23 protein-coding genes are annotated in these 25,868 nt (G+C 39.9%); 11 read left to right on the top strand and 12 right to left on the bottom strand.

Annotated features, from left to right (window positions below):
* Positions 1–7: 7 nt before the first annotated feature.
* On the bottom strand, positions 8–409 hold the full coding sequence (locus AC27JL_RS11615) for a GNAT family N-acetyltransferase (protein ID WP_008132419.1): 402 nt from the start codon (positions 407–409) through the stop codon (positions 8–10).
* A 1-nt stretch (position 410) separates the two neighbouring features.
* Positions 411–614, bottom strand: a complete 204-nt coding sequence (locus AC27JL_RS11620; protein WP_006793205.1) for a DUF3283 family protein — start codon at positions 612–614, stop codon at positions 411–413.
* Positions 615–738: 124 nt separating this feature from the next.
* On the opposite strand from AC27JL_RS11620, the gene AC27JL_RS11625 reads away from it, so the two are divergent.
* Positions 739–1,437: a hypothetical protein gene (locus AC27JL_RS11625; protein WP_487195672.1), complete on the top strand. Its 699-nt coding sequence runs from the start codon at positions 739–741 to the stop codon at positions 1,435–1,437.
* On the opposite strand, the gene AC27JL_RS11630 is transcribed toward AC27JL_RS11625, so the two are convergent.
* The 4 genes from AC27JL_RS11630 to zntR form a co-directional block, all read right to left on the bottom strand.
* Positions 1,434–1,679: a DUF1289 domain-containing protein gene (locus tag AC27JL_RS11630; RefSeq protein ID WP_010556589.1), complete on the bottom strand. Its 246-nt coding sequence runs from the start codon at positions 1,677–1,679 to the stop codon at positions 1,434–1,436. The two genes, AC27JL_RS11625 and AC27JL_RS11630, sit on opposite strands and share 4 nt — an antisense overlap.
* A gap of 103 nt (positions 1,680–1,782) precedes the next feature.
* Positions 1,783–2,919 carry a 1-acyl-sn-glycerol-3-phosphate acyltransferase gene (locus AC27JL_RS11635; protein ID WP_058433151.1) on the bottom strand — a complete coding sequence of 379 codons (1,137 nt, stop codon included), beginning with the start codon at positions 2,917–2,919 and terminating at the stop codon, positions 1,783–1,785.
* Positions 2,920–3,078: 159 nt separating this feature from the next.
* Positions 3,079–4,170 carry an SO_0444 family Cu/Zn efflux transporter gene (locus AC27JL_RS11640; RefSeq protein WP_487195673.1) on the bottom strand — a complete coding sequence of 364 codons (1,092 nt, stop codon included), beginning with the start codon at positions 4,168–4,170 and terminating at the stop codon, positions 3,079–3,081.
* Complete coding sequence (gene zntR, locus AC27JL_RS11645) at positions 4,157–4,567, bottom strand: Zn(2+)-responsive transcriptional regulator (RefSeq protein WP_487195674.1); 411 nt, start codon at positions 4,565–4,567, stop codon at positions 4,157–4,159. The genes AC27JL_RS11640 and zntR overlap by 14 nt, the downstream gene beginning before the upstream one ends.
* Before the next feature lie 102 nt (positions 4,568–4,669).
* Between zntR and AC27JL_RS11650 the strand changes: the two genes are divergently transcribed.
* Positions 4,670–5,614 carry a D-2-hydroxyacid dehydrogenase gene (locus tag AC27JL_RS11650; RefSeq protein WP_487195675.1) on the top strand — a complete coding sequence of 315 codons (945 nt, stop codon included), beginning with the start codon at positions 4,670–4,672 and terminating at the stop codon, positions 5,612–5,614.
* A gap of 228 nt (positions 5,615–5,842) precedes the next feature.
* The gene (locus AC27JL_RS11655; RefSeq protein ID WP_006793212.1) at positions 5,843–6,223 is read left to right on the top strand and encodes a DUF3192 domain-containing protein; all 381 of its coding nucleotides are present in this window, start codon (positions 5,843–5,845) and stop codon (positions 6,221–6,223) included.
* A gap of 37 nt (positions 6,224–6,260) precedes the next feature.
* On the opposite strand, the gene AC27JL_RS11660 is transcribed toward AC27JL_RS11655, so the two are convergent.
* The 3 genes from AC27JL_RS11660 to AC27JL_RS11670 all read right to left on the bottom strand — a co-directional run bounded on the left by AC27JL_RS11660 (position 6,261) and on the right by AC27JL_RS11670 (position 12,399).
* Positions 6,261–7,160, bottom strand: coding sequence for a diguanylate cyclase (locus AC27JL_RS11660; protein ID WP_006793213.1), 900 nt, complete (start codon positions 7,158–7,160; stop codon positions 6,261–6,263).
* Positions 7,144–10,935, bottom strand: a complete 3,792-nt coding sequence (locus AC27JL_RS11665; RefSeq protein ID WP_487195676.1) for a PAS domain-containing hybrid sensor histidine kinase/response regulator — start codon at positions 10,933–10,935, stop codon at positions 7,144–7,146. Before AC27JL_RS11665 ends, AC27JL_RS11660 begins: the two co-directional genes overlap by 17 nt.
* Positions 10,936–11,001: 66 nt before the next feature.
* Positions 11,002–12,399, bottom strand: coding sequence for a PhoH family protein (locus AC27JL_RS11670; protein WP_058429693.1), 1,398 nt, complete (start codon positions 12,397–12,399; stop codon positions 11,002–11,004).
* A gap of 307 nt (positions 12,400–12,706) precedes the next feature.
* On the opposite strand from AC27JL_RS11670, the gene rapA reads away from it, so the two are divergent.
* The 3 genes from rapA (at position 12,707) to AC27JL_RS11685 (ending at position 17,473) form a co-directional block, all read left to right on the top strand.
* Complete coding sequence (gene rapA, locus AC27JL_RS11675) at positions 12,707–15,601, top strand: RNA polymerase-associated protein RapA (RefSeq protein WP_487195677.1); 2,895 nt, start codon at positions 12,707–12,709, stop codon at positions 15,599–15,601.
* 193 nt (positions 15,602–15,794) lie between these two features.
* Positions 15,795–16,448 carry a bifunctional tRNA pseudouridine(32) synthase/23S rRNA pseudouridine(746) synthase RluA gene (gene rluA, locus AC27JL_RS11680; protein ID WP_138739840.1) on the top strand — a complete coding sequence of 218 codons (654 nt, stop codon included), beginning with the start codon at positions 15,795–15,797 and terminating at the stop codon, positions 16,446–16,448.
* Positions 16,449–16,567: 119 nt separating this feature from the next.
* A complete protein-coding gene (locus AC27JL_RS11685) occupies positions 16,568–17,473 on the top strand; it encodes a DUF3530 family protein (protein WP_487195678.1) in 906 nt (301 codons plus the stop codon).
* Here AC27JL_RS11685 and djlA read toward each other — a convergent pair.
* The 3 genes from djlA to AC27JL_RS11700 are packed head-to-tail and all read right to left on the bottom strand — an operon-like array spanning position 17,456 to position 19,998.
* The gene (gene djlA, locus AC27JL_RS11690) at positions 17,456–18,313 is read right to left on the bottom strand and encodes a co-chaperone DjlA (protein WP_008131833.1); all 858 of its coding nucleotides are present in this window, start codon (positions 18,311–18,313) and stop codon (positions 17,456–17,458) included. The genes AC27JL_RS11685 and djlA overlap by 18 nt on opposite strands.
* A gap of 33 nt (positions 18,314–18,346) precedes the next feature.
* Positions 18,347–19,000, bottom strand: a complete 654-nt coding sequence (gene murU, locus AC27JL_RS11695; protein ID WP_008131831.1) for an N-acetylmuramate alpha-1-phosphate uridylyltransferase MurU — start codon at positions 18,998–19,000, stop codon at positions 18,347–18,349.
* Positions 18,997–19,998: an aminoglycoside phosphotransferase family protein gene (locus tag AC27JL_RS11700; protein WP_487195679.1), complete on the bottom strand. Its 1,002-nt coding sequence runs from the start codon at positions 19,996–19,998 to the stop codon at positions 18,997–18,999. The genes murU and AC27JL_RS11700 overlap by 4 nt, the downstream gene beginning before the upstream one ends.
* A gap of 112 nt (positions 19,999–20,110) precedes the next feature.
* On the opposite strand from AC27JL_RS11700, the gene lptD reads away from it, so the two are divergent.
* From lptD to apaG, 5 genes are read left to right on the top strand one after another with little or no spacing between them, the layout of a single operon-like run.
* Positions 20,111–22,357, top strand: a complete 2,247-nt coding sequence (gene lptD, locus AC27JL_RS11705) for an LPS assembly protein LptD (RefSeq protein ID WP_006793223.1) — start codon at positions 20,111–20,113, stop codon at positions 22,355–22,357.
* Between the two features lie 39 nt (positions 22,358–22,396).
* Positions 22,397–23,692, top strand: a complete 1,296-nt coding sequence (surA, locus tag AC27JL_RS11710; protein ID WP_006793224.1) for a peptidylprolyl isomerase SurA — start codon at positions 22,397–22,399, stop codon at positions 23,690–23,692.
* A 2-nt stretch (positions 23,693–23,694) separates the two neighbouring features.
* Positions 23,695–24,687, top strand: coding sequence for a 4-hydroxythreonine-4-phosphate dehydrogenase PdxA (gene pdxA, locus AC27JL_RS11715; protein WP_487195680.1), 993 nt, complete (start codon positions 23,695–23,697; stop codon positions 24,685–24,687).
* Positions 24,684–25,490 (top strand): 16S rRNA (adenine(1518)-N(6)/adenine(1519)-N(6))-dimethyltransferase RsmA, encoded by an 807-nt coding sequence (gene rsmA, locus AC27JL_RS11720; RefSeq protein ID WP_010556602.1) that lies wholly within the window; start codon positions 24,684–24,686, stop codon positions 25,488–25,490. Before pdxA ends, rsmA begins: the two co-directional genes overlap by 4 nt.
* Positions 25,474–25,863 (top strand): Co2+/Mg2+ efflux protein ApaG, encoded by a 390-nt coding sequence (gene apaG / locus AC27JL_RS11725; RefSeq protein ID WP_006793227.1) that lies wholly within the window; start codon positions 25,474–25,476, stop codon positions 25,861–25,863. The genes rsmA and apaG overlap by 17 nt, the downstream gene beginning before the upstream one ends.
* The last annotated feature ends 5 nt before the right edge of the window (positions 25,864–25,868 follow it).

The raw sequence follows: 25,868 nt of genomic DNA on the forward strand, positions 1-25,868 counted from the left end.
TTTATTTTTATGGGTACTCTAGTGCGACAATATTGCGGTGCTTATACATATCAAAAAGTACGTGTAGATCAGCAGTATATGTTAACACTTGGTTAAAACCAATACTGAGGTATAAATCGACTATGTTTTTAAATGCAAAGGTATAAACATGCATGTGTTGATGCTTCAAAAGATCAGTTATTAATTGCTTTGCTAGCCCTTTTGAGCGATGTTCTTTAGCAACATAAACCGTGGATAAAAACAAAAAATTGGATTTATGTTGCACCCTACATGCAGCCACTATTTGCTCATCTAAGTATATAACCCAGACTTGATCTTGCTTATTAGCGCGCCCGCTAGCCCCATGTAGTTTGTAAAATTTATTTACTAAGGGTGTTTTTACTTTATCTAATAATTGGGTGGTATACATTTTAACTAAGCATTAGTGCCAAATATTGCTCAAACTTTTGTTTTAATACCGTTTGCTCTGCTACTGGACGGCTATGGATTGTATTATAAACTTGCTCGCGTGTTTTTTTATTACGCTTAATTTGGTATGCCCAAAATGAGGCTTCATAGTCGAGCTGGATTTGGTACTTATCTTCACGTGGTAATAAACATAGGTTAAAACTCACAGGATTTCCTCATTCTTTATATGGCTTAGGGTGTAATACATAGCTTGCAGTGCTGGGCAAAAAGCAAGCACCTTGCTATTATACGCCTCTTATTAATTTATCTCAGCAGTAATTGGAAATGATAATGCAAAGTCGCTTTAGTGTATTGTTTCTATTAACGTGTTTTATGTTGAGCACGGCATGTTTTAGCAATCAAAACACGCTCACATTTAACCGCCCTGATAACGTACCGCAAGCAAATTATGTTCTTGAGCTTCTTACACTCGCCTACAAGGACATAGGATACGAAATACACCTTATCGATTTTAATCCCCAAAATGCTCTTCGCGCTGCTAATAATGGCACACTAGACGGACAGCTGGGTCGAGACAACAGTATAGAGGTAGATTTTCCTAATTTGCTGCCTGTTAACTACCCATTGTTCAAGTTTAAATTAATACTGTATAAAAACTGCCAGCAAAGCATATTAAACCGGCTCGATAACGTCGCTATTTTAGCTGATTGCCCCATACAAGCACAGTACATAAAAAATACGCAATTTGAGGGTAATGTAATTGAAGTAAAAAATATAAGTACGCAACTAAACCTGCTTACTCAAGAAAAAGTAAAAGGTATATTGCTACTCGATTTTGCATCTGACAGTCTACCAATCCAGCATCCTGATGTTTGCTACCAAAAAGAGACACTACGTGTAACACCTGTTTATCATTACTTAAACAAACAAAATGCGCACCTAATTGAAGGCTTAGAAGCGGCACTCAATAAACTTCATAACAATGGCACGGCTTATGCGCTTAAAGCTAAATACAATATGTATGATTAAAAATCGAATCCGTGCTGTTTTGCCGTGTTAGTTGCACTTTCAGCTTGCTGTTTTTTAAGTAGATATCGCTTGTAGCGTTGCTGGCATAGGCTCAAAACTTTTTTCTTTTGTGCATTGGTTAAAGAGTTCCATAAAAATCGCTCGTCACGACTACGGTAACACCCTTTGCAATACCCTCTATTGTTAACTAAGCAAATACTTTTACAAGGACTTGGAATATCAAATATTTCAATTTGTTGCATAGCATACACCGCTTAGTTAAGGTCATACTTGCAGTATAGCGTTATTTTTAAACAAAAAAAAAGTAGCAATACTATTGCTACTTTTTACTTTATTTACTTAATGCTAAAGCGATTCAGGGCTTTTAACATTTATTTGTGCTTTACGATGAAATGGTTTTGCATACATAGCCAATACAAGTGGCTTAAGCTCTTCAGGTACCTGCGCAATACGTTGTTCAAATGTTGCCGTATCTGGAGAGTTAATTACCGACTCTTTACAACCACCAGCAATATAATTGCCTGGATGTAAGTAAAATGAATCTATTATTTGCTGGTCAATAGTGTTAGCAAGTTCCTCAGCGCTATCGCATTGTGACTCAATAGGCTGCCCAAAAGCTAAATGAACATGGCCCTTTGCCGTACTAAAGCCCTCAACAATGCTTAAAATATCTTCACCCACCGACTTAACATATTCACCATGTTGTTGCTTATGATAAAGCTCTTTAGCTTTTGCTATAGCACATGGCTCATATTGATAAGAAATAGACACAGGCACAACTTTTAACTCTTTAATGTATTCACCAAACTCTTTCTTTTGCTTACGGCCATTAAGTTGCAACATTTTTAGTAATGCAGGATCAGTTTGATCAAAGCCATCTTTAGCGCGCCCTTCTTTTTGTGCAATCCAAATGGAGTGCCCGCCCATTAGTGAGTCATAAATATACGACGACAATTGCGTAAGGGCTTTTAGCATTTCTTTAGGGGCTTTAGCTGAGCGCTTAACAATAAAGCTTTTATTTAAACGCATCAGTTCTGTTATGTAGGGTATTTGCAGTAAATTATCGCCAATAGCTATTCGTACCGTTTTCATTTTATGTTGGTATAACCCCCAGTTAACAAGCGCAGGATCAAGCACTATATCGCGGTGGTTAGAAACAAATAAATAAGCTTGATTAGGATCTAATTTATCTAAACCTGAAAAGGTGACTTTAGACGTGGTGCGTTTTATAAGTTTATCTAAATACTTAGCAACTTCATTTTGAACATCTTCAACGCTCGTTACTTTTCCCCACTTTTTGCGTAGTTGGCTTCTTACCAATGGGCGGGCAATAAACGGCACTGCTGATAGAAAGCGCGGTAGATTATACTTAGCAATGACATCTATAAATGCATCATCACTCATTAAACGCGCTAATGATGCGTTAACCTCATTGTCGTTGTAAGGTCTTATGTCTGCGTACTTGTCTTCTAATTCACTCATTACTGCATCTATAAAGTTAAAAAACGGCACGTAAAATACGTACCGTTTGTTTTATTGGTTTGAGTATAACTCAGGCAAACTCAAATGCGAACTAAGTCAGGCTATTGCATTTTTATAAAAACTAATAAACAATCTTAAAAGTACATATATAACAAATAATTAAGTAATGCTCTTACCAGTTACCTTTCGCTTTGCTTGTAATGCTATGACAACTAAACGCAGAATAAGTGCGATTAAAATTACACCACAAATAAAGCTTAGCCAATATGGCAGCACCTGATGCTCTTCACCTAGTTGCGGGGAAACAACAAACCCAAACTCAGTTACTAAATAATCCGTTAAAAACCCAAAAATCAATGCAACCCCAATAACCCCTGTCAAATAAGCGAATACAGCACGCTTGCCAAGCTCATTAGCTACAACACCTAACGTAGCAATATTTGTTGCCGGCCCTGCGAGCATAAACACTAACACCGCTCCAGGCGATACTCCACTCAATAACAAGCCTGCAGCAATAGGCGTAGAAGCAGTGGCACAAATATACATGGGTATACTGATCAAAATCACCACAAGCATGGCAACAATGCCACTGCCCCACTGTGTTAAAAATGACTCTGGAACATAGGTCTGTACCAACGCGGCAAAGAACAAACCAATCATTAACCAGACCATGGTATCCGCCAGAAGTTTATTGCAGCTAAAACTTATCGCTTGTTGTACTTTCTGCCATTGACTTTGTAATGCCTTGTTTGGTTTATCACAACAACTGGTTTGAACTTTAGGCTCCACCGTTTTAGACGCACAACAACTGGTTTTTGTTTGAGCACCTGCCGCAGGCTTAGTCTGCAGCCTATCGGTATCTCGCCCAACTAACACACCTGCAACAATAGCACTGCAGATAGCAGCTATGGGACGAATAATAGACATAAACGGACCTAATAACACATACGATACTGAAACAGAATCAACCCCCGTTTCAGGCGTCGACACTAAAAACGCAGTAGTGGCACTTTTTGAAGCACCGGCGCGTCTCAAGCCTATTGCAGCAGGGATAACACCACATGAACACAAGGGCATTGGCGCACCAATTAAAGCCGCTTTCACTGTGGTCAAAAAGCCTTCTTTACCTAAATGTTTATTTAAAAAATTTGCCGGTAAATATACATTCAATAACCCTGCAATCAGTAAACCAAGCATTAACCAAGGGGCAGATAGTAAAAATAACTGCCAAAAATTATTAAGTAAGTCCATCGATGTCCTCCAAGGTTGTTAATATTGAACAGTTATAAGCGGGTTCTTGTCCACCACAGCACTTATCTGCCAGTATCGATAGCGATTGATGAAAACGTGTTAGCTCAGCAATACGCTCTGCAACTAGATCGCGTTTTTGTATCGTTAAATCTTTCACTTCATGGCACGAATGCTGGTGTTTTTTAAATTTAATTTGCAGTAACTCTCTGATCTCTAACAAGCTAAAACCAACATTTTTAGCACGCAAAATAAACTCCATTTGTTTGAGAGCTGCCTTATCATAATCGCGATAACCTGCCTCGGTTCGACTTGATGGCGTTAACAAATTGTGTTTTTCATAGTATCTTAGTGTATCTGTTGAGACACCTAACTGATTTGCAAACTCACCTATTTTCATTTGTTTCTCCAATGAGTATATTCTCAACTGATGCCAACTATAAACCTTAGAGCACGCACCAAGGTCAAGTATTAAAATTATTTTATTTAATTAGGACACATCATGAAAATTACTGTTCTCGATAACGCCACATTAGCAAATACATCACTTGCCTGTTTAGAGCAACTAGGGAGCCTTAAAACCTACGAACTTACTAGCCCAGAGCAAGTTGTTGAGCATAGCCAAGGGGCTGATATTTTAATTACCAATAAGGTCGTGTTAAACCGCGAAACAATTAGCCAACTAAAAAATCTAAAACTAATATGCGTGAGTGCTACGGGAACTAATAATGTTGATCTAGAGGCTGCAAAAGATCACGGCATTGCAGTTACAAACGTTGCAGGTTATTCAACACCTTCGGTTGTTCAACATACCTTCTCTTTAATCACAAACCTGCTAGGTAATACACACCGATATCAAGCTGATTGTCAGCAAGGTGCTTGGCAGAAAAGTGAAATGTTTTGCCGTCTTGACTACAGTTTTAATGATTTACAAGGCAAAACACTAACAATCATAGGCGGTGGTACACTAGGACAGGCTGTTGCAAATGTAGCCGAGGCTTTTGGTGCAAATGTAGTTATGTCTGAGCGCAAAGGCGCACCATGCCGCGATGGCAGAACGCCTTTTGACGAAGCCATAAAAACCGCAGACATAATTAGTGTGCACTGCCCGTTAACAGAAGAAACGCGCAATCTAATTACCTTAAACGAATTTAAAGTAATGAAACCAAGCTGCATCATAATTAACACAGCACGAGGCGGTATTATTAATGAGGCGGATTTAACCAGTGCACTAGAGCAAAATATAATTGCTGGCGCAGGCGTTGATGTATTAACAAAAGAGCCTGCTGAGCTTTCAAATCCACTGGCAAATTATAAAGGGAGTAACCTATTGCTAACGCCGCATATTGCGTGGGCAAGCACCGAATCAATTGTGCGATTAGTTAAAGAGGTAACTTTAAATATTAAAGCATTCAAACAAGGGGAGCCTCGTAGCCGCTTAGTTTAATACTCACCTTAGCCAAGTAACCTGAGCTCTGAATAGTAAATACCTTAATCATTGCTTGGGTTAAATAAACTAAAAAGTGGCTGTTTTTACCAATTTTTTTATTTTTTAAAATTAACAAAATAACCCACACAACGTAAGCAATTGATTATAAATAAAATTTAAACTTGGCGTATACTTTGCGTTACTATCATTAATAATTAAGTAAAAATGATTAAGGTACATACAAAAATGAATAAATCTCTACTAGCAGCGGCACTTATTACTCCATTTTTAACGGGTTGTGTTATCGCCGTATCTGATGGTGAAGCAGAAACGCACTGGGCAGGTAATGACTCAACTAGCTGGCAAACTAAGCACAAAAATAATCGCGAAGCGATTTCTGAATTAAAAATGGATAGCAGCTACCAGTCGGTATTAACAACACTTAAAACCCCTAATTTTACCGAGTTACTAAAAAAAGGGGATGATGTGTATCAAGTTTTATTTTATGCAACTCATAGCATTCATTCTGATGGTAAAATGACTAAAGATGAGTGTACGCCACTTGTATTCAAAAACGATAAACTTGTCGGTATTGGTGACAGCGCATTAAATATGGTTAGCCACTAAAATACAAAAAGGCCAGTAACGTTACTGGCCTATTTTATTAGTGAGCGACCACTCTATTACGGCCAGCCTCTTTTGCTTCATACAACCCTAAGTCAGCTTCTTCTAATAATGAATGCTCTGAGGTTGAGCGGCCATCTTCCATAGTTGCAACGCCAATACTGATAGTTATGCATTGTGCATTTAACGATGTTTTGTGCTCTATATTTAATTTGTTTACAGCATTTCTGAGCTTATTTGCAAACGCAATTGCTTCCTCTTTAGATACATCAGGTAAAATAGCCGCAAACTCTTCCCCACCGTAGCGGGCAATAAAGTCACTTCCACGTTTACATTGTGCCAATAAAGATTGTGCTACTTTTTTTAAACATTCATCACCGGCTCTGTGGCCATATGTGTCGTTATATCGTTTAAAGTAATCTATATCCATTAGCAGTACAGATAGCACCGAGCCCCCTCGTTTACTTCTTCGCCACTCTCGAGACAAATTTTCATCAAGGTAGCGTCTGTTGGGTATTTCGGTTAATCCATCTATGGACGCTAACATTTCAAGTAAATCGTTTTTTTGTTTTATCAGTAATTGATTTCGTACTCGCACTCTAACAATAGAAGCGCTGAATGGCTTAGTAATATAGTCCATCGCGCCTAGCTCTAATCCTTTTGATTCATCAGCATGCTCTTGATTAGCAGAAATAAAAATAACTGGAATAGCCTGGGTAATAGGATTTTCTTTTAACTTAACAATAAGTTCAAAGCCGTTCATAACGGGCATTACAATATCAAGCAAAATCAAATCAAACTGCGTAGTTCTTACAAAAGCGAGTGCCTCTTCTGCACTTTTAGCTAAAAACACGTCATGCTCTTCACACAACGTTTTTTCAAGCACTAATCTGTTAAGTGGATCATCGTCAACTACAAGCACTTTAGCTTTTTTTGACATCCACCGCCTCCAAACCTCTAATAAATACAATAACCTGCTTCAACTGCATAATAAGCTCTTTTATGATTTGATCTTCAGGGTCATTGGTTGCTTTAAGACTTTGTTCGCACTGAAGCGCACAAGACGATAACCGCTTAAAACCCAAGTTACCCGATACTCCTTTGATACTATGCACTAAACGTACCAATTCACCTTTAACGGTACATTCGTCAATTTGTTGTAATTGGGTCTCACATAGGCTAGAAAATTTATCAATCATAGTATTAAGTAACGCCTCATCAGCGCTAAATTGAGCTAAGGCAAATGCCCTATCAAAAAATACCGCTTTAGTGATCTGCATATCTGCAATAGCATCAAGTAGTACTTTTGCTACAACGGGCTTTGTTAAATGTTTATTCATACCGCATTTTAACGAACGCTCTATATCCGCAGGCTCACAATGGGCTGTCAATGCAAATATAGGCAATTGCTTATCGTCAAACTGTTGACGAATCAACGTAGTAGCTTGACAACCATCTATATGCGGCATTTGCACATCCATTAAAATCAGATCTGGCTTTAAAACTTGTAGCAGCTCCATACCATCAGATGCATTGGTTGAGGTTACAACATTTACATTAGCTTTTTCTAAAACACTACTTATAATTTCTAAGTTTAGTTTATTATCATCAATTGCCAAGATCAGTAAACCTGACACCTCTCTACTCGGTTGCTGTGCCTGTATATTAGCGTCACTTGCAATTTGCTTTAATGCAAAACCACTACTTAAATCAAATAATCGCTGCCCAAGTGCAGATGCTTTAACATGCTGCGCTAATAAGCCTTTACTCATAGATGAACTAAAGGTTAGCTGATGATTAACGATAATGACCGATAAAGTGTGTGAAGTAAGCGAGTCATTTATTGCTTTTACACTTAATAGCTCAGGTAAGTCAGCTTCATCAACAATAAGCTGATTATATCCCGAAAGTTTGATTGGGTAATTCAATGCTTCATCTAAATCAATACTGGTCAACTCTGAATAGGCTGCTACAGCGCGTTTTAAAGCTCGGCTTCGCTGGGATATAATAGCCAGAGCATCAACAGGCAACAGCTGATTTTTTGTATCGTCTACCTGTAAACTAATGCTGAAATAAAACTCACAACCAAGGCCTTTTTCACTGTTTACGGCTATCTCGCCGCCCATAAGAGATACAGCATGTTTTACAATAGCCAACCCTAACCCTACACCTTGATGGGTACGTGTTGATGATTCATCGCCTTGTGTAAAGGCATCGAATAAACGTAATTGGTCAGCCTCATTAATCCCGCTGCCAGTATCTTTTACACTAAAACAGATCGCTTGCTCGGTACTATCTCCCTCAATTAGCTCCATTTTTAAGGTAATACTGCCATTGTGAGTAAACTTAACAGCATTAGTTAATAAATTACCCAACACCTGCTGTAGTCTTATGCTATCGCAAATCAAACTAGGTGCAATTAAAGGGTCAACATCAATAATAAATTCAACCCCTTTTTGCTCACACAAGGGCCCTGTTAAGCTATCGCAAATATCAATAAGTTCCACAACCGTAAATGGGGCTAGTTTTAACTCAGCCTGTGCGCTTTCAACTCTGGCAAAATCGAGCATGCGGTTGAGCATTAATAGTAAACTTTGCGCAGCTTGCTTAGCTTGATCTGTTTGCTGAATTTGTCTTTGCGTAAGCCCTTGCTCTATAAGCATGTCAAGCAAACCTAACACCGCATTCAAAGGGGTACGTATTTCATGACTTAAGTTAGCAATAAAGCGACTTTTAGCAAGGGTTGCGCGCTCAGCATTGTGCTTAGCTTTAGTTAATGCACTCACATCTTGTAAGTGGATAACATAATACGAAGGATCTCGCTTTTCATCCCACACGAGCGATACACTGAGTTGAAGCCAGCTAGTCAAATTTCCTCGTGCTAATGTTAAATGATAAACCTCTTTCTTATCATCAAGCAGCTGAGCTAATCTTGTTTTAATTTCTTGCCACTGACTATCATCAAATAGTAGTTTAAGTTGCTCACCTACCAACACATCTTGCTCAGTAAATAGTTTTCTTGCTGCTTTGTTTACCTGCAATATAGTCTGATCAAGCGAAAGAAGCACAACACCGTTTGCAGCAAATTCAATAGCACTTCTAAATTTAGACTCAGACGCTTTTAGTGCATGTAAAGTTTGCTGCTGTTCTGTTATATCTCTACCGATCCCCATTGTGCCTAACAAGTGCTGCTGCTCATTGTAAAAAGGCGCAATCGTCAGTTGGTAAGACTTATCATCTGTATCAACGCGTTGCTGAACATTACTGCGATTTTGTAAAACCTGTTTTTCAAGAATACTTATTTGTTCGTATTCGTCAGTTATATCTTGTATACGCCTACCCACTAGCGCGCTTTGATCGCACCCAATGTACGCTTCAAATGCCTTGTTGCACCCTAAAAAAGACCCATCAATATTCTTAAAATATATAAAATCAGGAACACTGTTTAACATTGTGTTTAGTAAAGCTAAATGTCGCTCTTTAGCTTGATAACTGCGTGTTAGTTTTTCTGATTGCAATTGCAGCTTTTCGTCAAGCTCTCGGTTTACATCTTGCAGCGAATCGACTAGTTGTCTGTTTTTAGCAAATACTAGTTTTATTTTAGTGAACCATGGCTGCCAATTAATAGGGATTTGATAATTAGACTCTTTGCTGTTGTCGTTATTGCTTTGCTCTAAGTAATGCATGAGATGTGTCATAGGTTTTAAAAATATGCGCTGACTTAACCAAAAGAACACGCAAAACATCAAACTTAAAAACAGCGTTAAAAATATAAACTCGAGTAAAATTTCATACCGAATAACATTTACAAAATCGGATTTAGGCTCATAAAATGCAGCATGTATTGGGAGGTTGCTTTTTGGCTGCATAAAAAAGTTTGTGCCACTGGTTAACACCGTTAATTTTTGTTGTGATGCCGCCATTTCAGGCCAGTATTCCTTAAGTGTGATCCCCTCAGCTATCGCATTTTTTGTGCTTGCAACAACCTGATCAAACCGATTAACAAATATATATTCCCCCTGATTTGGCGTAACTTTTTTTAGCCAGGCAGAAATAACCTCCACATCGTAAATAACGATAATATAATCACGCGAGCCAAGTTCTCGCTGGCGTCCGATTGAGTAGTAAGCCTTCCCGTCTATATTTACAATCGGGCTTGAAGATAAAAGGCTGCCTGAAAAGTCTGGTTTAAATCGCCCTTCAAGAATCTCTGTTAGTAATAAACTCTTGCTCTTATTACGCCTAGCTACAAATGCAGCGCCATTTTCATCAACATACGCAACGGCGCTAAGCGACTGCATAAGTGCCAGAGTTGTATTAAACGAAGGACCTAATTTAACTAACTGTTGCCACTTTGAAAGTTCATTTGGTGAAAGATTAAAATCCCCTTTACCTACAATCTCGGTGCCTTGTTGAGTAAAATGGCGATAGTAATAACCTTCATACTGATTAATACCTTCAAATAAATTACGATTAGCAAAACTCAGTGCAGGCTGCTCGTATAAGTTAAGCATATTAGCCATTAAATCACTGATTGATTGCATGCCATGATTTATTTGGGCGGATATATTAAGAAAATCAGCGTCACGTTTTTCTACTGTGCGCTCAAGCTTGATATTGTAAAGATGTAAACACAGTAAAAAAGCAACAATTAAAGGCACCAACAGGGCAACAATTAAAGAGCGATAATAATGTTTGAGAGGTAAAAAATTCAACGTGCAGTCTGCCATTTGGCCCGAAAATCAATCATTAGACTATCGAGCCAAATAGTTAAGCGCAAGTTATAAATTTTCTTCTGCAAATGAAGCCAACCGACTTCTTACTACACCATTTAAATTTATGGTTGCACTGCCTTCAAAGTTTTTAAAACGCTCTACTATGTAGGTTAAACCTGATGTGACTGGCGTTAAATAATTACTGTCTATTTGCGCCAAATTACCGGTGCAAATGAGCTTGGTACCTTCTCCGCAACGAGTAATAATGGTTTTAAGTTGAGACGCTGTTAAATTTTGGCTTTCATCTAAAATTACCACCGCATTTTGAATACTGCGCCCACGCATAAAATTAACCGACTTAAACTGTACATTGGCCTTTTCCATGATGTAATTTCGGCTCGATATTGGGTTCTCGTCACCTTTATGGAGTACTTCTAGCGTATCGGTAATAGCAGCGAGCCACGGCGCCATTTTTTCCTCTTCCGTACCGGGTAAAAAACCAATAGACTCTGCAATTTCAGGGGTATTTCGGGTCACAAGCACTTTATCGTAAATACCCTTTTCTATAACCAACTCAAGTGCACAGGCAAGCGCTAATAACGTTTTCCCACATCCAGCGGGGCCCGTTAAAATCACCAGTTCAATGCTAGTATCAAGTAATGCATCAAGCGCCATACCCTGATAAATATTTTTGGGCTTAACGCCCCATGCATGATGATGCATTAACCGCTCAACACTAATATCTTTTATAGTAATGTGCTTATCATCAAACGACTTTACCCTAGCTGCAAAGTGATTACTCTCGTCAAGTAAATACTCATTACAAAATACATCGGGTATTAAATTTTTAGGCACATGATGAAACGTATCTCGCCCGTGCTGCTCTGTATTGCATTGCCCTACATGTTCCCAAAAATCACCCTCTACTTTTTTATATCCGCTAGTGAGCAAATTAATATCATCAATAAGCTGATCTGTTCGGTAATCCTCTACATATTTAAGCCCTGCACCTTTAGCTTTTAAGCGCATGTTTATATCTTTGGTAACCAATATCACCTTTGAATCGCTATGCTGCTTTTGTAAATATACAGCACAGTTAATAATTCGATGGTCGTTTTCATTGCCTGGCAAACCCGAAATTGAATCTGCGAATAAATGGTCGTTAACAATAATGAGCGTACCGGCAGAGCTCGACTTTGCTTTTTTATTACTGGGTAAGGCTACACCTTGTAGCATTTGTTCAGGGGTTGCGTTTTTGAGTACCTCATCTAAACCACGAATTGCAACGCGGGCATCGCGGCTTACATCGTGTTTTCTATCTTTAATATGATCAAGCTCTTCAAGTACGGTCATCGGAATAACCACGTTATGTTCTTGAAAAGACAAATAAGCGAGGGGCTCGTGGAGGAGTACGTTGGTGTCTAGCACATACATTTTACTTTCAAGGTTCGAAGCTTTTTCCATAGCACTTTCCTTACGTTTTATGATTTTTATGCTATACCAAAATAACTAAGTAAAACGGGCAAAAATCAAAACCTGCAATACTTAATTGCCAAGGCATATTGAAAGTTTAGTCTATTTGTCATAAAAGTCCGTTTTATTACAACCTGAATTTAGTTTTTATTTACCTTTTTAATAGGTTAAAAAATGGCGGTTTTATTCTTTATAATTAACACTTATAAAATTAATTAAAAGTGAGCTAAATAGCGCCTTGCAGTGGTGTTAGCTTACAGGTAACATAGCCGCCTTTTTCATCATAGACGAGACATACATGAATTTTTCCTTAGGTCAGCGTTGGATCAGTGATACAGAGTCAGATTTAGGATTAGGCACCGTTGTTGCCATTGAAGGCCGCCAGGTCAGCATATTATTTCCAGCCAGTGGTGAAAACCGTGTTTACTCTACAGCAGAAGCACCCGTTACCCGTGTGGCATTTAATCCAGGCGATGTGATCAAAAGCGTTGAAGAATGGGAATTAGAAGTCGAATCTATTGAAGTACAAGGCGAGTTACTTTGCTATGTGGGCACCCGTGTTGATAACGGCGAAGAAGCAAAGTTAAAAGAAACCTTTTTAGATCATTTTATAAAATTTAATAAGCCACAAGACCGTTTATTTGCCGGCCAAGTAGATCGTTTTGATCGTTACACGCTTCGTTACCAAACATGGCAACATAAATTTGAACGCGAACAATCACCTATAAAAGGATTGATTGGTCAACGCGCTAACCTTATACCGCATCAGCTTTACATTGCCCAAGAAGTGGGTAAACGTTTTGCACCACGCGTATTATTATCTGACGAAGTAGGCTTAGGTAAAACCATTGAAGCAGGCATGATACTGCATCAGCAAATTATTAGTGGTCGCGCCAGCCGTGTACTTATTGTTGTACCTGAAAACCTTCAGCACCAGTGGTTAGTCGAAATGCTACGCCGCTTTAACTTACGTTTTTCTATTTTTGATGAAGAGCGTTGCGACGAAGCCTTTGCCGACTCGCCAAATGTATTTGATACAGAGCAGCTAGTCCTTACTAGTCTTGAGTTTTTAACCAAGAAAAAGCGCTGGTTTGAACAAGCCACATTGGCTGATTGGGATCTATTAGTTGTTGATGAAGCGCACCACTTAAGCATTAATAACGGTAAACCAAGTACTGAATATCAACGCATGGCTGAGCTAAGCCAAGATATTCCGGGCCTTATTTTACTCACAGCAACGCCTGATCAACTAGGCCATAGCAGTCACTTTGCGCGTTTACAATTGCTCGACCCAGACCGTTTTTACGACTACGACGTATTCAAAGAAGAAGAAGCCAATTACAAAGATGTAGCGCAAGCGGCAAACCAGTTATTGCAAGATCAAGCTCTTGACGACAATGCAAAAACAACGCTAATTGAGCTATTAAAAGAAACCGACATTACCGTCATTCTTGAAAAAGCGCAGCAAGGTGATTTACCAGCGCGTAAAGAAATACTTAACATGCTACTCGACAGACACGGTACTGGCCGTATATTGTTCAGAAATAGCCGCAGTGGCATTGATGGCTACCCAAGTCGTAAATTGCATGCCTATCCAATGGCATTACCAAAGCAATACAAAACGGCCATGTCGGTATTAGGTAACATGAGTGGAATTCAAAACGCTGAACTGAGCGCGCATCGTGCTCTTTTTCCTGAAAAAATATTCCAAGAGTTTGAAGGTGAAAGCGCAAGCTGGGGGGCCTTTGACCCTCGCGTAGATTGGTTAATCGAAACACTTAAAACGCTTAAACACGAAAAAGTACTCCTTATTTGTGCCAAAGCCGAAACGGCTATTAGCCTTGAACAAATACTGCGTGAACGTGAAGCGATTAAAGCCTCGGTTTTCCACGAAGGTATGTCGATTATAGAGCGTGACCGCGCGGCTGCCTTTTTTGCAGACGAATACGATAACGCACAAATATTATTGTGTTCAGAAATTGGCTCAGAAGGTCGTAACTTTCAGTTCTCACATCACCTAGTGTTATTTGATTTACCATTAAACCCAGATTTACTAGAACAACGAATTGGTCGATTAGACCGTATAGGGCAAACACAAGATGTAAACATTCACGTGCCATACTTTGAAAACACGGCGCAAGAGGTGTTACTGCGTTGGTACAACGAAGGCCTTGATGCGTTTGAAACCACATCAACGACTGGCCAGCTATTGTATAAAGAATTTCGTGATGACTTACTCGAGTTTATTTCAGCCCATAACTGTGATGAAGACGAACTTGACCCACTCCTTGAGCAAGTAGCTCAGCAAAATACTTTGCTACGTAAAAAAATGGAAAGTGGACGAGATCGTTTATTAGAACTGCACTCATCGGGACAAGGCGCTGCCGACTCATTAGTTGCTGATATTGAAAAGCTCGACAACCAGTTTGAGCTGCCCAGCTACATGATTAACGTGTTCGACACCTTTGGTGTAAGCCAAGAAGACAAAGGCGAAAATACAATTATATTAAAGCCTACAGAGCATATGTTAAGCGCGTCATTTCCATCGCTTAAAGATGACGGCATGACAGTGACATTTGACCGTGATACTGCACTTTCACAAGAAGATGTACATTTTATCAGTTGGGATCATCCAATGGTGCAAGGCACGATGGATATGATTTGTGATGATGACTTTGGTAGCGCATCGGTTGCTTTACTCAAAAACAAAAAACTTCCTGCGGGCACCTTTTTTGTTGAGCTTATTTTTGTAGCCGAAGCAATGGCGCCTAAAGCATTACAAGTGGGTCGCTTTTTACCCCCAACGCCTATTCGTATATTGCTTGATAAAGCCAGTAATAACTTAGGCGAAAACGTCGCATTTGACGGGTTTAACCAACAGCTTTCAGCCGTTGGTCGTCAAACAGCAAGTAAACTTGCGGGTGCGCTTCAAAGCGCAATTCACCCTATGATCACAACTGCAAAAGACATGGCACAAGAAAAACTCGAGGTTATTCGTTCACAGTCGCTAGCTAAAATGCAAACGTCTCTTAGCGAAGAACAAGAGCGATTAAGCGCGCTTAAGCAAATTAACCCTAATATTCGCCAAGAAGAAATTACCTTTTACGATAAGCAACGCACCGAGCTAACTGCACACATTGAAAAGGCGCAGTTACAACTAGATGCAATTCGCTTAATCGTGGTTTCTCACTAAGATTTTGAGCTTTTAGTTGTTAGTAAAAATTGCAAACAACAGCAGCTAAGTAAAGCGTGGTATTTATACCGCGCTTTTTTATATTCAAAAAAGTATATAAATTAGAAGCCTTCGTACAGGCTATCAATGTTTTCCTTGAGCCTTTGCCCTTGCTACCCTAAAATAGCGTCCTTCAAAATCATTAAGGTCGGCCGTGTTAGTTAATTACAATCCCCCAATGAACCCGTATTTAACCATACTTTTTCAAGACGACGACTTGCTCATTGTTAATAAACCCAGCGAATTATTGACCGTACCGGGTAAAGATCCTAAGCATGCCGACAGCTTGATTAACCGCGTTAATCGCGTGTTTCCAACCGCACGAATTGTTCATCGTCTTGATATGGCAACGTCTGGCATACTCTGCCTTGCTATGAATAAAGCTGCACACCGACATTTAAGCATGCAATTTCAAGATCGCGAAACCGCTAAGCGTTATATAGCTCGCGTTTTTGGTAAGCTTGAACAAGACAATGGCTCGGTTGATTTACCCCTTATTTGCGACTGGCCTAATCGCCCAAAGCAAATGGTAGATCATGAAAATGGCAAGCCATCACTCACTCATTTCAAAGTACTTGAACGAGAAGAAAACGCCACACGCGTAGAGCTCACTCCAATTACGGGGCGTTCACATCAATTGCGCGTACACATGCTAAGCCTTGGCCACCCTATTTTAGGTGACCGACTCTATGCTCATAAAGAGGCGCTTGCAGCCGCACCGCGTTTACAACTCCACGCACAAATGTTGCAACTAAAACACCCTGTCACCGAACAAGTAATGACCTTTGAAGCAGAACCCGAGTTTTAATGGGCTCAATTACTTAGGAAAAATTAAACTTTTAAACAAGCATGCCGATACCTAACTAATGACGACTGGTTGAGCGTGTTATGGTGTTTTTGCAATTATTTAAAAAGGTTCTGTGTTACATGGCGTTTAGCTGTGTAGCCCTTTTAGCACTCTGTACAACGGCTGCAGAACATATTGCCCCGCCTTCTTTATCAAGTATTGAAAATAGCGATATTAAACGCCTTTTACCTACCGACGAAGTAAAAACAATGCTAGCAGGTGAAACTGAATTTTTAAGTTTACGTAGTGAATACATGAGCGCTGATTTTAGAGGGATTGTATTACTTATTCCCGATTGGCAATCAGCCCCTACCAACAATGCTGGAATGAGTTACTTACGCAAAGAGCTTAACAATTTAGGCTACACCACCTATGCGATGGCCACCCCTGATATTGATTGGCAAGCGAGTAAAATAGCTGAGCCTGCTGCAGAAATAGCACCAAGTGCCGCCACTGAAACAGAGAGTCAAGCCAACAGTGAGTCAGATCAGCCTAATGCTTCAAGTAAAAATGAAGCGCCTCATCATGTGGATACCATTGAAGCCATCAGCGACGAAATACTCGATAACTACAAACTAAATTTACTTGCTCGCTACAAAGCGCTTTACCAAACCGCGATGCAAGAACCCACAAATATCGTTGTAATTGCGCAAGGCACCAGCGCAGGGGTGTTAACTGAGTACTATGCAGACTTTCCACAAGAGCGTATTGATGCGTTTATTAGTTTAAGTAGCTATCTGCCCAATGCAAAGCGCAATAAAAGCTTAAGCCAAACAACGTCTCTTGTTACGCCTGCACTTTTAGATATTTATTACGCCAGCGACAACCGCGATATTTTAATTAACTTAAAAAATCGCCAGCGCTGGGTTAACCGAAACGCCAAGTTTGACTACCGCCAGCGCCAGTTATTTGGGCTTCGTGATCAACCTCAACAACATGCTCGGCTAACAAAAGAAATAGACGGCTTTTTACGCCGCCTTTTTTAAATACTCATAGGCTGCTTGAATGTCTTGGCTTTTTTTAACCGCCAATTCCATCATATGTTTTGGTAAACCTTGCGATACTAATTTATCAGGGTGATGTTGCGCCATTAACTTTCGGTACGCTACTTTTACTTCCCGCTCGGTTGCCCCATCGTTAAGTCCTAAAAGCCCAAGCGCTTGCGCACGATTCATATTATTGTTGGGGGGTACATGGTGCCCTGAGCCTTCTTTATAACTGCTACTTTGCCCTTGCTGCTGTTGGTAACGCTGTTGCTGTTTTCTAAAGTTAAATTCAGCTTGATAGCGTTTAAGTACAAACGCAAAATGAGTTTTAGAAATACCTAACTGCTTGCTTACTTCACTTAATAACTGCTTTTCTTGCTCAGCTAAAACGCCATCAGAAAACGCCATTTGAATTTGTATTTCTAAAAATAATTGCAGTAAGTCATGACGCTTAGCAAAGCGTTCTTTAAAATCATAGACAGTTTCTTTTAATGAAAAGTCGCTTTGTTTACCCGCTTGAAAAGCATGCTGTGCTTCACGGCGCTCTTCGCCTTTCAAACCCATTTCGTCCATAAATAAGCTAGCGGCTTTAATGTGTACCTCGCTTACTCGGCCATTAGACTTTGCAATATGCCCCATCACTGCAAAGCAGCTTGAAAAGAATAGCGCTTGACGCTCGTGGACATCATCACCATTAAATAAACTTGAAAAACCACCCGCCTTATCAAAATTATTTTTTAAGCTTTTATCAAATAAATGACCAAGGTATAACCCTAAAATAGCACCAAAAATTTTGCCAAACATAAAACCAAAACAAAATCCGAGTATTTTTCCCCACATGTAAACGACTACTCCTATTAATTATGTGTCGGCTTACGCCAAGCGCTCATTTAATGCCGTTAAACGCGCTGGTGTGCCTATGTCATCCCAATTACCAATATAAAGCTCGGTAGACACTAAATGCTTACTTAATTTTTCTCGTAATAACGGCCCAAGCGGACGAATGCCCGGCTCTAAACCATTAAAAAAGTCAGCCTGATAACGACTAATACCCGAAAACGTATATTTTTGACTATCTGGCGATAAGTGGCTCAATGTAAAATCCCCATCGAGATTATGTGGGGGATTTTCAATAAGCACCAAATGTGCCTCACCTGGTTGCAAATGTAATTGCATAAGCGAGCTTACATCGTAATCGGTAAATACGTCGCCATTTATCACAATAAACGACTCCCCCAATAAAGGAAGTGCTTGAATAATACCACCCGCGGTTTCAAGGCCGCCTTCAACTTCTTGGCTATAAACAATATTTACACCAAATTGACTGCCATCTTTAAAGTACGCTTTAATTTTATCACCCTGCCATGCAAGGTTTATCACTATGTCGGTAATGCCAGCAGCCTTTAAGTTATTAACATGGTGCTCTATGAGTGGTTTATTTTGCACTTTAAGCATAGGTTTAGGCATAGCTTGAGTGAGCGGCATCATGCGCTGCCCACGCCCTGCGGCTAAAATCATGGCTTTCATAAATTTACCTGCTCTAATCTTTTAGTCACTTTTGGCACTATCGTATTTTTAACCCATTCACTGAGTGCATTAAGTTCAGGATAGCGTTCAGCAACATCTACAATATATTCAAGGGTAGGCAAAATATTAGCTAAATAACCTGTCTTGCCGTCACGCAAATACAGGCGACAAAATATACCGGCGGCTTTTAAATGACGCTGTAAACCCGTTAAGTCAAACCAAACCTTAAATTCTTCAAACGAAGTATTACTGACTAAGCCTTCGCGTTTAAACTCGTTATATCCAAATGCTAATAGCTGAGCGAGTTCATTATTAGGGAGCTTAAAATAGCAATCGCGTAACAACGAAACTAAATCGTAACAAAGTGGCCCTCGTACGGTGTCTTGGTAATCAATTATTGCCCACTGAGAATCGCTGTGCATAATATTACGGCTGTGGTAGTCGCGATGAACTGTGACCGTGGGTTGTTCAAGCATGGTTTGAGTGAGTAGATCGCAGCTCGACTCCCACATTTTAAGTTGGTTTGTATCAACGTTTTCAGCAATAAACTCTTTTACTAACCATTGGCTGAATATCGACAATTCAAGCGCTATAAAGTCTTTACCATAGGCCTGCATACCTGAAGCCTCAGGCGTTTTTGCCCACTTGGCTGATAAACTTATTAACTGTGTGTAGTAGTCGGTTCTATTTGCATCATTAAGCATGTCGGCTAAGTGTGTGCTGCCTAAATCAGTTAAAATAAAAAAGCCTTGTTGTTCATCACTTTTAATAATATGCGGTAACAAAAAACCCTGGTCAGTAAAAACTTGATTCAAAGATAAATACGGTGCGTTATTGACCTTTTGTGGATCGGAGTCCATTACAATAAAGCGCTGATTATTAATTGTTAAGCGAAAATACCGCCTAAAACTCGCATCTCCGGTTATCGCCTCAAGGGTATCTGGCTGTTTGCCAAAGTGGGTCGTTATGAAGTGTTGTAAATTATCAAAGCGTGTCATTTTATAAGATATCTATTTTTAACTAAGTTAATTAGGTCAATTACTGTATTTGCCATTATTTTCCTTTATTATGTGTAAATTATATTTATACACACAGTATTAGGGTCAATAAATGAGCAAAACCTGGGGCATTTTGATGCTAAGCGTAGTTAGCGCACCATCGCTTGCCGAAACTGAACTGACACACAAACTTTGTGGCACTTCAATGCAAACCAGAGCTTGGCAACCGCTACCTGGCGTAAAACTCGGTAATGTTGACATTAAAGCTGATGATGTAGAACTCCTTGGTACTCAAAGCGCCGAATTTACCGGCAATGTTGATATTAACACCGTTAATATGAGTTTGTCCGCACAAACTGCATTGATAGACAAGCAACGTGGTTTACTTAATGCCACAGGTCCTATTGTATATCGCGATGCTGTTAGTAACGTAAATAGCTCAGGGTTAAATGCCGATTTAAATAATTCAGAAATTAGCCTGTTAGGTGCTGATTACAAGCTAACAGAACAACAAGGTAAAGGCGGTGCTGAAAAGCTCACTATAAATGATTCTGGCTTAGTACTGATGAATGCAAGCTTTACTGCTTGTCCGGGCGAAACCCCAGCTTGGGAAATTGAAGCCGACGAGATTAATTTATCTCGCGAAGAAGGTTGGGGCGAAACTCACAATGCCATACTTCGAATTTTAAATACCCCTGTTTTGTATTTACCTTATTTTACTTTCCCATTAGACGAGCGCCGTAAATCGGGATTACTCACGCCTAGTATCTCAAGCTCAGACAAGTATGGCTTAGAAACCATTACTCCTTATTATTGGAATATTGCGCCTAACTTAGATGCCACCATCACGCCGCGTTATATGGCTAACAAGGGTTTGCAATTAAAAACAGAGCTTAGATATTTAACCAAGCAACATGAAGGCCTAGTGGGTATAGAATACCTAAACAAAGACGACTCAGAGCCAGCGCTTGGTGAGCGCTACATGTTTCATTGGCAGCAAAAAAGTTACTTAAACGAAAATTGGCGAGCAAGTGTTGACGTTACCAATGTAAGCGACGATAACTACATTACTGATTTAGAATCAAGTTATGCGAGTAAAACCGACACCCAACTTTATCGTACCGGCGTACTGACTCATTTAGGAGACACATGGCGGACCGATATAAAAGTTCAAAACTTTGAGGTGCTGGGTGATCACTTAGAGTCGTACACTGCTATCCCACAAATTAATTTCACACAAACAGCACCATGGAAATTTGATCATTTTGATTTTAGCGTGTCTGGTGAGTTGAGCCATTTTACCAACAGCTCTGCAATTATAGATCAAGCAACTCGAGTTCATATTGAGCCAAAAGCACGGTTTGATTACGACCAATACGCATGGTCATTTTTATCTGAAGTAAGCTTATTACAAACAAATTACGATCAACAAGGTGACCTATCTGGCACACAGTTTAAGCAAAGCGTATCGCGTACTTTGCCAAAAGTACGTTTATATTCACAGCTTAATTTTGAGCGCGATACTTCCTACCTTGTCCAAGACGGTATTCAAACACTAGAGCCGCAAATACAGTATTTATATACGCCTAATAAGGATCAGTCTGATATTGGTTTATACGATACAACCAAATTACAAGACGATTATTACGGCTTATTTAGAGACACACGCTTTTCTGGTGTTGATAGAATAGCCGCCGCAAACCAGTTTACGCTCGGTGCAACAACGCGCTTATTTGATAAAAAACAAGAAGAGATTTTTAACTTTAGTGCCGGACAAATATTTTATTTATCTGATGATGCCAAGCCAACCGAGCAAAGCTTAAACTCAGATACCAATTACAATGCATTATTTGCAGCGCAAACCATGGTACATTGGCATCGTCGTTGGTATTTTTCTGCGGGTATACAGTACAACACTGATAGCAAACAAATGATTCAATCAAATGCCACTTTAGATTACAAAGGTGATAATAATCAGCTAGTGCAATTGAACCATCGCTATGCAAATGATGTCTCAGGAAATACAATCGAGCAAACAGGTGTGTTTACAAGTATTCCAATAAGTGACGAATGGCAGTTTATTGCAAGCTATCATCGCGACCTTGAAAACAACCGAAGTGTCGAAATATTAAGTGGATTGCAGTATGAATCGTGCTGTTGGGCGTTTCAAATTACTGGTCACCGCCAAATCGAAACTGATTTAAATCAGTCAATAGGTACAGAGCAAGCCACCTTTGATTCAGGTATTAGTTTTAATTTTGTACTAAAAGGACTGGGAAGTAAAAGCCGCTATGATGCACAAAAACTATTACAACAAGGTATTTTTGGCTATCGTAGACCGTATTTTCTTAATAACTAGTATCACAAACGTACTATTAGCAAGAGTAGTAAATAGAACATGACTTTAAAAAAATTATTAGTATCAACCGTTTTAAGTATCAGCCTGTGCCAAAATGCATTTGCTGAACCAGTAGAAATTGACAAAGTTGTTGGCATTGTAAACCAAGGTGTTATTTTACAAAGCGAAGTAAACTCCATTGTTGATCGCGTAAAAAAGCAAGCCCAAGAACAAGGTCAACAATTACCTAAAGACGAAACTTTACGTGTGCAAGCCATGGAGCGTTTAGTTAGCCAAGCACTGATGATGCAAATGGCTGAGCGCATGGGTTTACAAATTTCTGACAGCCAATTAGATCAAACGCTTGCTAACATTGCAAAAGAGCAAGGCGGTACAATTAGCGATTTACGACGTACGGTTGAAGCATCTGGCGATAGCTTTCAAGCATACCGTGAAGAAATACGTAAAGAGATCACAACACAACAAGTTACCCGTGCAAACGTTGACCGCCGCATTTATATTAGTGAGCAAGAAGTCGATAATTTATTAAAAATAATGGCTAGCCAAGGTCAAAGTGCGGAAGAGTATGATATTGGCCACATCCTGATCGATATTCCTAACGAAGCAACAGCAGATGAAATATCAGCGGCTAAAACCCGTGCTGATAAAGTTATTGAATTACTTAACGACGGCCAAGAATTTAAACGCATTGCAATTTCATCATCAAGCGGCTCAAAAGCACTTGAAGGCGGTCAATTAGGTTGGATGGGTATAAATGAGATGCCTTCTCTTTTCGCTGAAGCTGTAAAGAGTAAAAAGAAAGATGCTATCGTAGGGCCACTTCGCTCAGGTGCTGGCTTTCATATTATTAAAGTTCAAGATGTGCGTGGCCTACAAGTAGTTGAAACAACAGAAGTGCGCTCACGCCACATACTTATTGAACCTTCAATTATTCTAAGCGAAGAAAAAGCACGTAATATGCTTGCTGGTTTTGCTAAAGACCTACGTGCTGGCAACGCTGATTTTGGCGAGCTCGCTAAAGAATACTCTGAAGATCCAGGCTCTGCACTCAAAGGCGGTGAATACGATTGGACTGATCCAACTACCTATGTTCCTGCGTTTAGAGATACATTACTATCGCTCAAACAAGACGAGATTAGCGAGCCTTTTAGAACCCAGTTTGGTTGGCATATAGTACAGCTACTCGACAAACGTGTTGCTGATAAAACTGAGTTAGCAAAACGTAACCGCGCACATGGCATGCTATTTAACCGTAAATTTAAAGAAGAAAGCTTCAACTGGCAGCAAGAAATGCGCGAACAAGCCCATGTTGAAATTTTCCCTACAGACGAATAAATATGACCTTAAGAATAGCAATTACACCAGGTGAACCTGCCGGTATTGGTCCAGATTTGCTTATTACGCTTGCTCAGCAAGCGTGGGACGCACAACTTGTTGTGCTTGCTGATGCCAAACTATTAAAAGAACGAGCGAAGCTGTTAGGTTTAACTATAAACCTCATTGAGTTTGACGAAAACGCTCCTGCTAAAGCAACACCCGCAGGCAGCGTGTATATTTATCAAGTCAATTTAGGTGATGATGTAGAGCTAGGCGTACTTAACGATGCTAATGGCCAATACGTGTTAGACACCTTGCGTATCGCAAGCGAAAAAAACATGGATGGCACGTTTGACGCTGTCGTTACAGGTCCTGTTCACAAAGGGATTATAAATAAAGCCGGCATTTCGTTCAGTGGCCACACAGAGTATTTTGCACAGCAGTCAAATACCGCAGATGTTGTCATGTTATTAGCCACTGAAGGACTTCGTGTTGCGCTTGTGACAACACATATTCCACTGGCTTATGTTTCTCGTGCAATCACCGAAGACCGCCTTACCAAGGTTGCCACTATTTTAGATCACGACTTACGGACTAAGTTTGGTATTGAAAAGCCGCGTATATTAGTCTGTGGGTTAAATCCGCACGCTGGTGAAGATGGTCACTTAGGCCGTGAAGAAATAGACACAATTACCCCTACCCTTGATATTTTAAGAAGCCAGGGTATGAATTTAATTGGCCCACTACCTGCCGATACATTATTTCAAGATAAATACCTTTCAGAAGCCGATGCCGTACTTGCTATGTATCACGATCAGGGTTTACCTGTGCTAAAATACAAAGGATTTGGTAAATCGGTGAATATCACGCTGGGTTTACCTTTTATTCGCACTTCAGTTGACCACGGTACAGCGCTAGATTTAGCTGGTACAGGCACCGCTGATGTTGGAAGTTTTGAATTAGCGATCCGCGAAGCAATCAAGCTCGCCCATGAAAAAGCACAGAATCAATGACCGATAAAGTACACTTAGGACACCGCGCCCGAAAACGTTTTGGACAAAACTTTCTATTTGATGAAATGATCATCGATAAAATAGTTTCAGCAATCGATCCTAAACCAGAAGATAATTTAGTAGAAATAGGCCCAGGTCTAGGTGCAATCACCGAACCTGTGGCTGAACTTAGCGGACACCTAACAGTTGTAGAGCTAGATAAAGACCTTGCAAAACGCTTAATTGAACACCCATTTTTAGGGCCAAAATTAACGGTAAACCAAGGCGATGCAATGAAATACGACTTTGCAAGCTTAGTTAAAGACGACAAAAAGTTAAAAGTGTTTGGTAACTTACCTTACAACATCTCCACGCCATTGTTATTTCACCTTTTTGAGTTTGCCGATAACATTGAGCACATGCACTTTATGCTTCAAAAAGAAGTTGTAAAGCGCATGGTTGCAGGTCCTGGCAGTAAAACATTTGGTCGTTTAAGTGTAATGACTCAGTACTACTGTAATGCAATGCCTGTAATTGAAGTGCCACCAGAGTGCTTTAAGCCTGCCCCGAAGGTTGACTCTGCAGTTATTCGCTTAATACCAAAAAAGCCAGAGCAACGTACAGCCAAAAGCGTAAAAATACTCAACACAGTCTGTTTAGAAGCGTTTAATCAACGTCGTAAAACATTACGAAACAGTCTTGGCAACTTACTAACAGCTGATGAAATGGCAAGCATAGGTATTGATGCTACATTACGCGCTGAAAGCTTGTCTCTACAACAATTTATCGATATAGCTAACTGGATTTATGACAAAGAGCAGTAATATTGGGTCACCTGTAAAGGTGTCTGTAGAAACATTTTATGTTGAAGGTCAATCGCAGCCTGAAATCGAAAAGTACGTATTTGCTTACTCTGTAACAATAAAAAACCATAGCTTATGCAGTGCTAAGCTATTGCACCGTTATTGGTTAATTACAGACGCAAACGGCAAAGAAGTTGAAGTTGAAGGCGAAGGCGTTGTTGGCGAAACCCCAACAATTGGCCCAGGTGAGAGTTACAAATACACCAGTGGTGCTATCCTAGATACACCTGTTGGTACAATGCAAGGCCACTACACGCTACGCAACGAGTTTGGTGCAGAGTTTGAAGCACCTATTAATGTATTTCGTTTAGCTTGCCCTAATATTTTGCATTAGTAAAA

The sequence above is a fragment of the Pseudoalteromonas sp. 4NS20-0020 genome, from assembly GCF_057554385.1.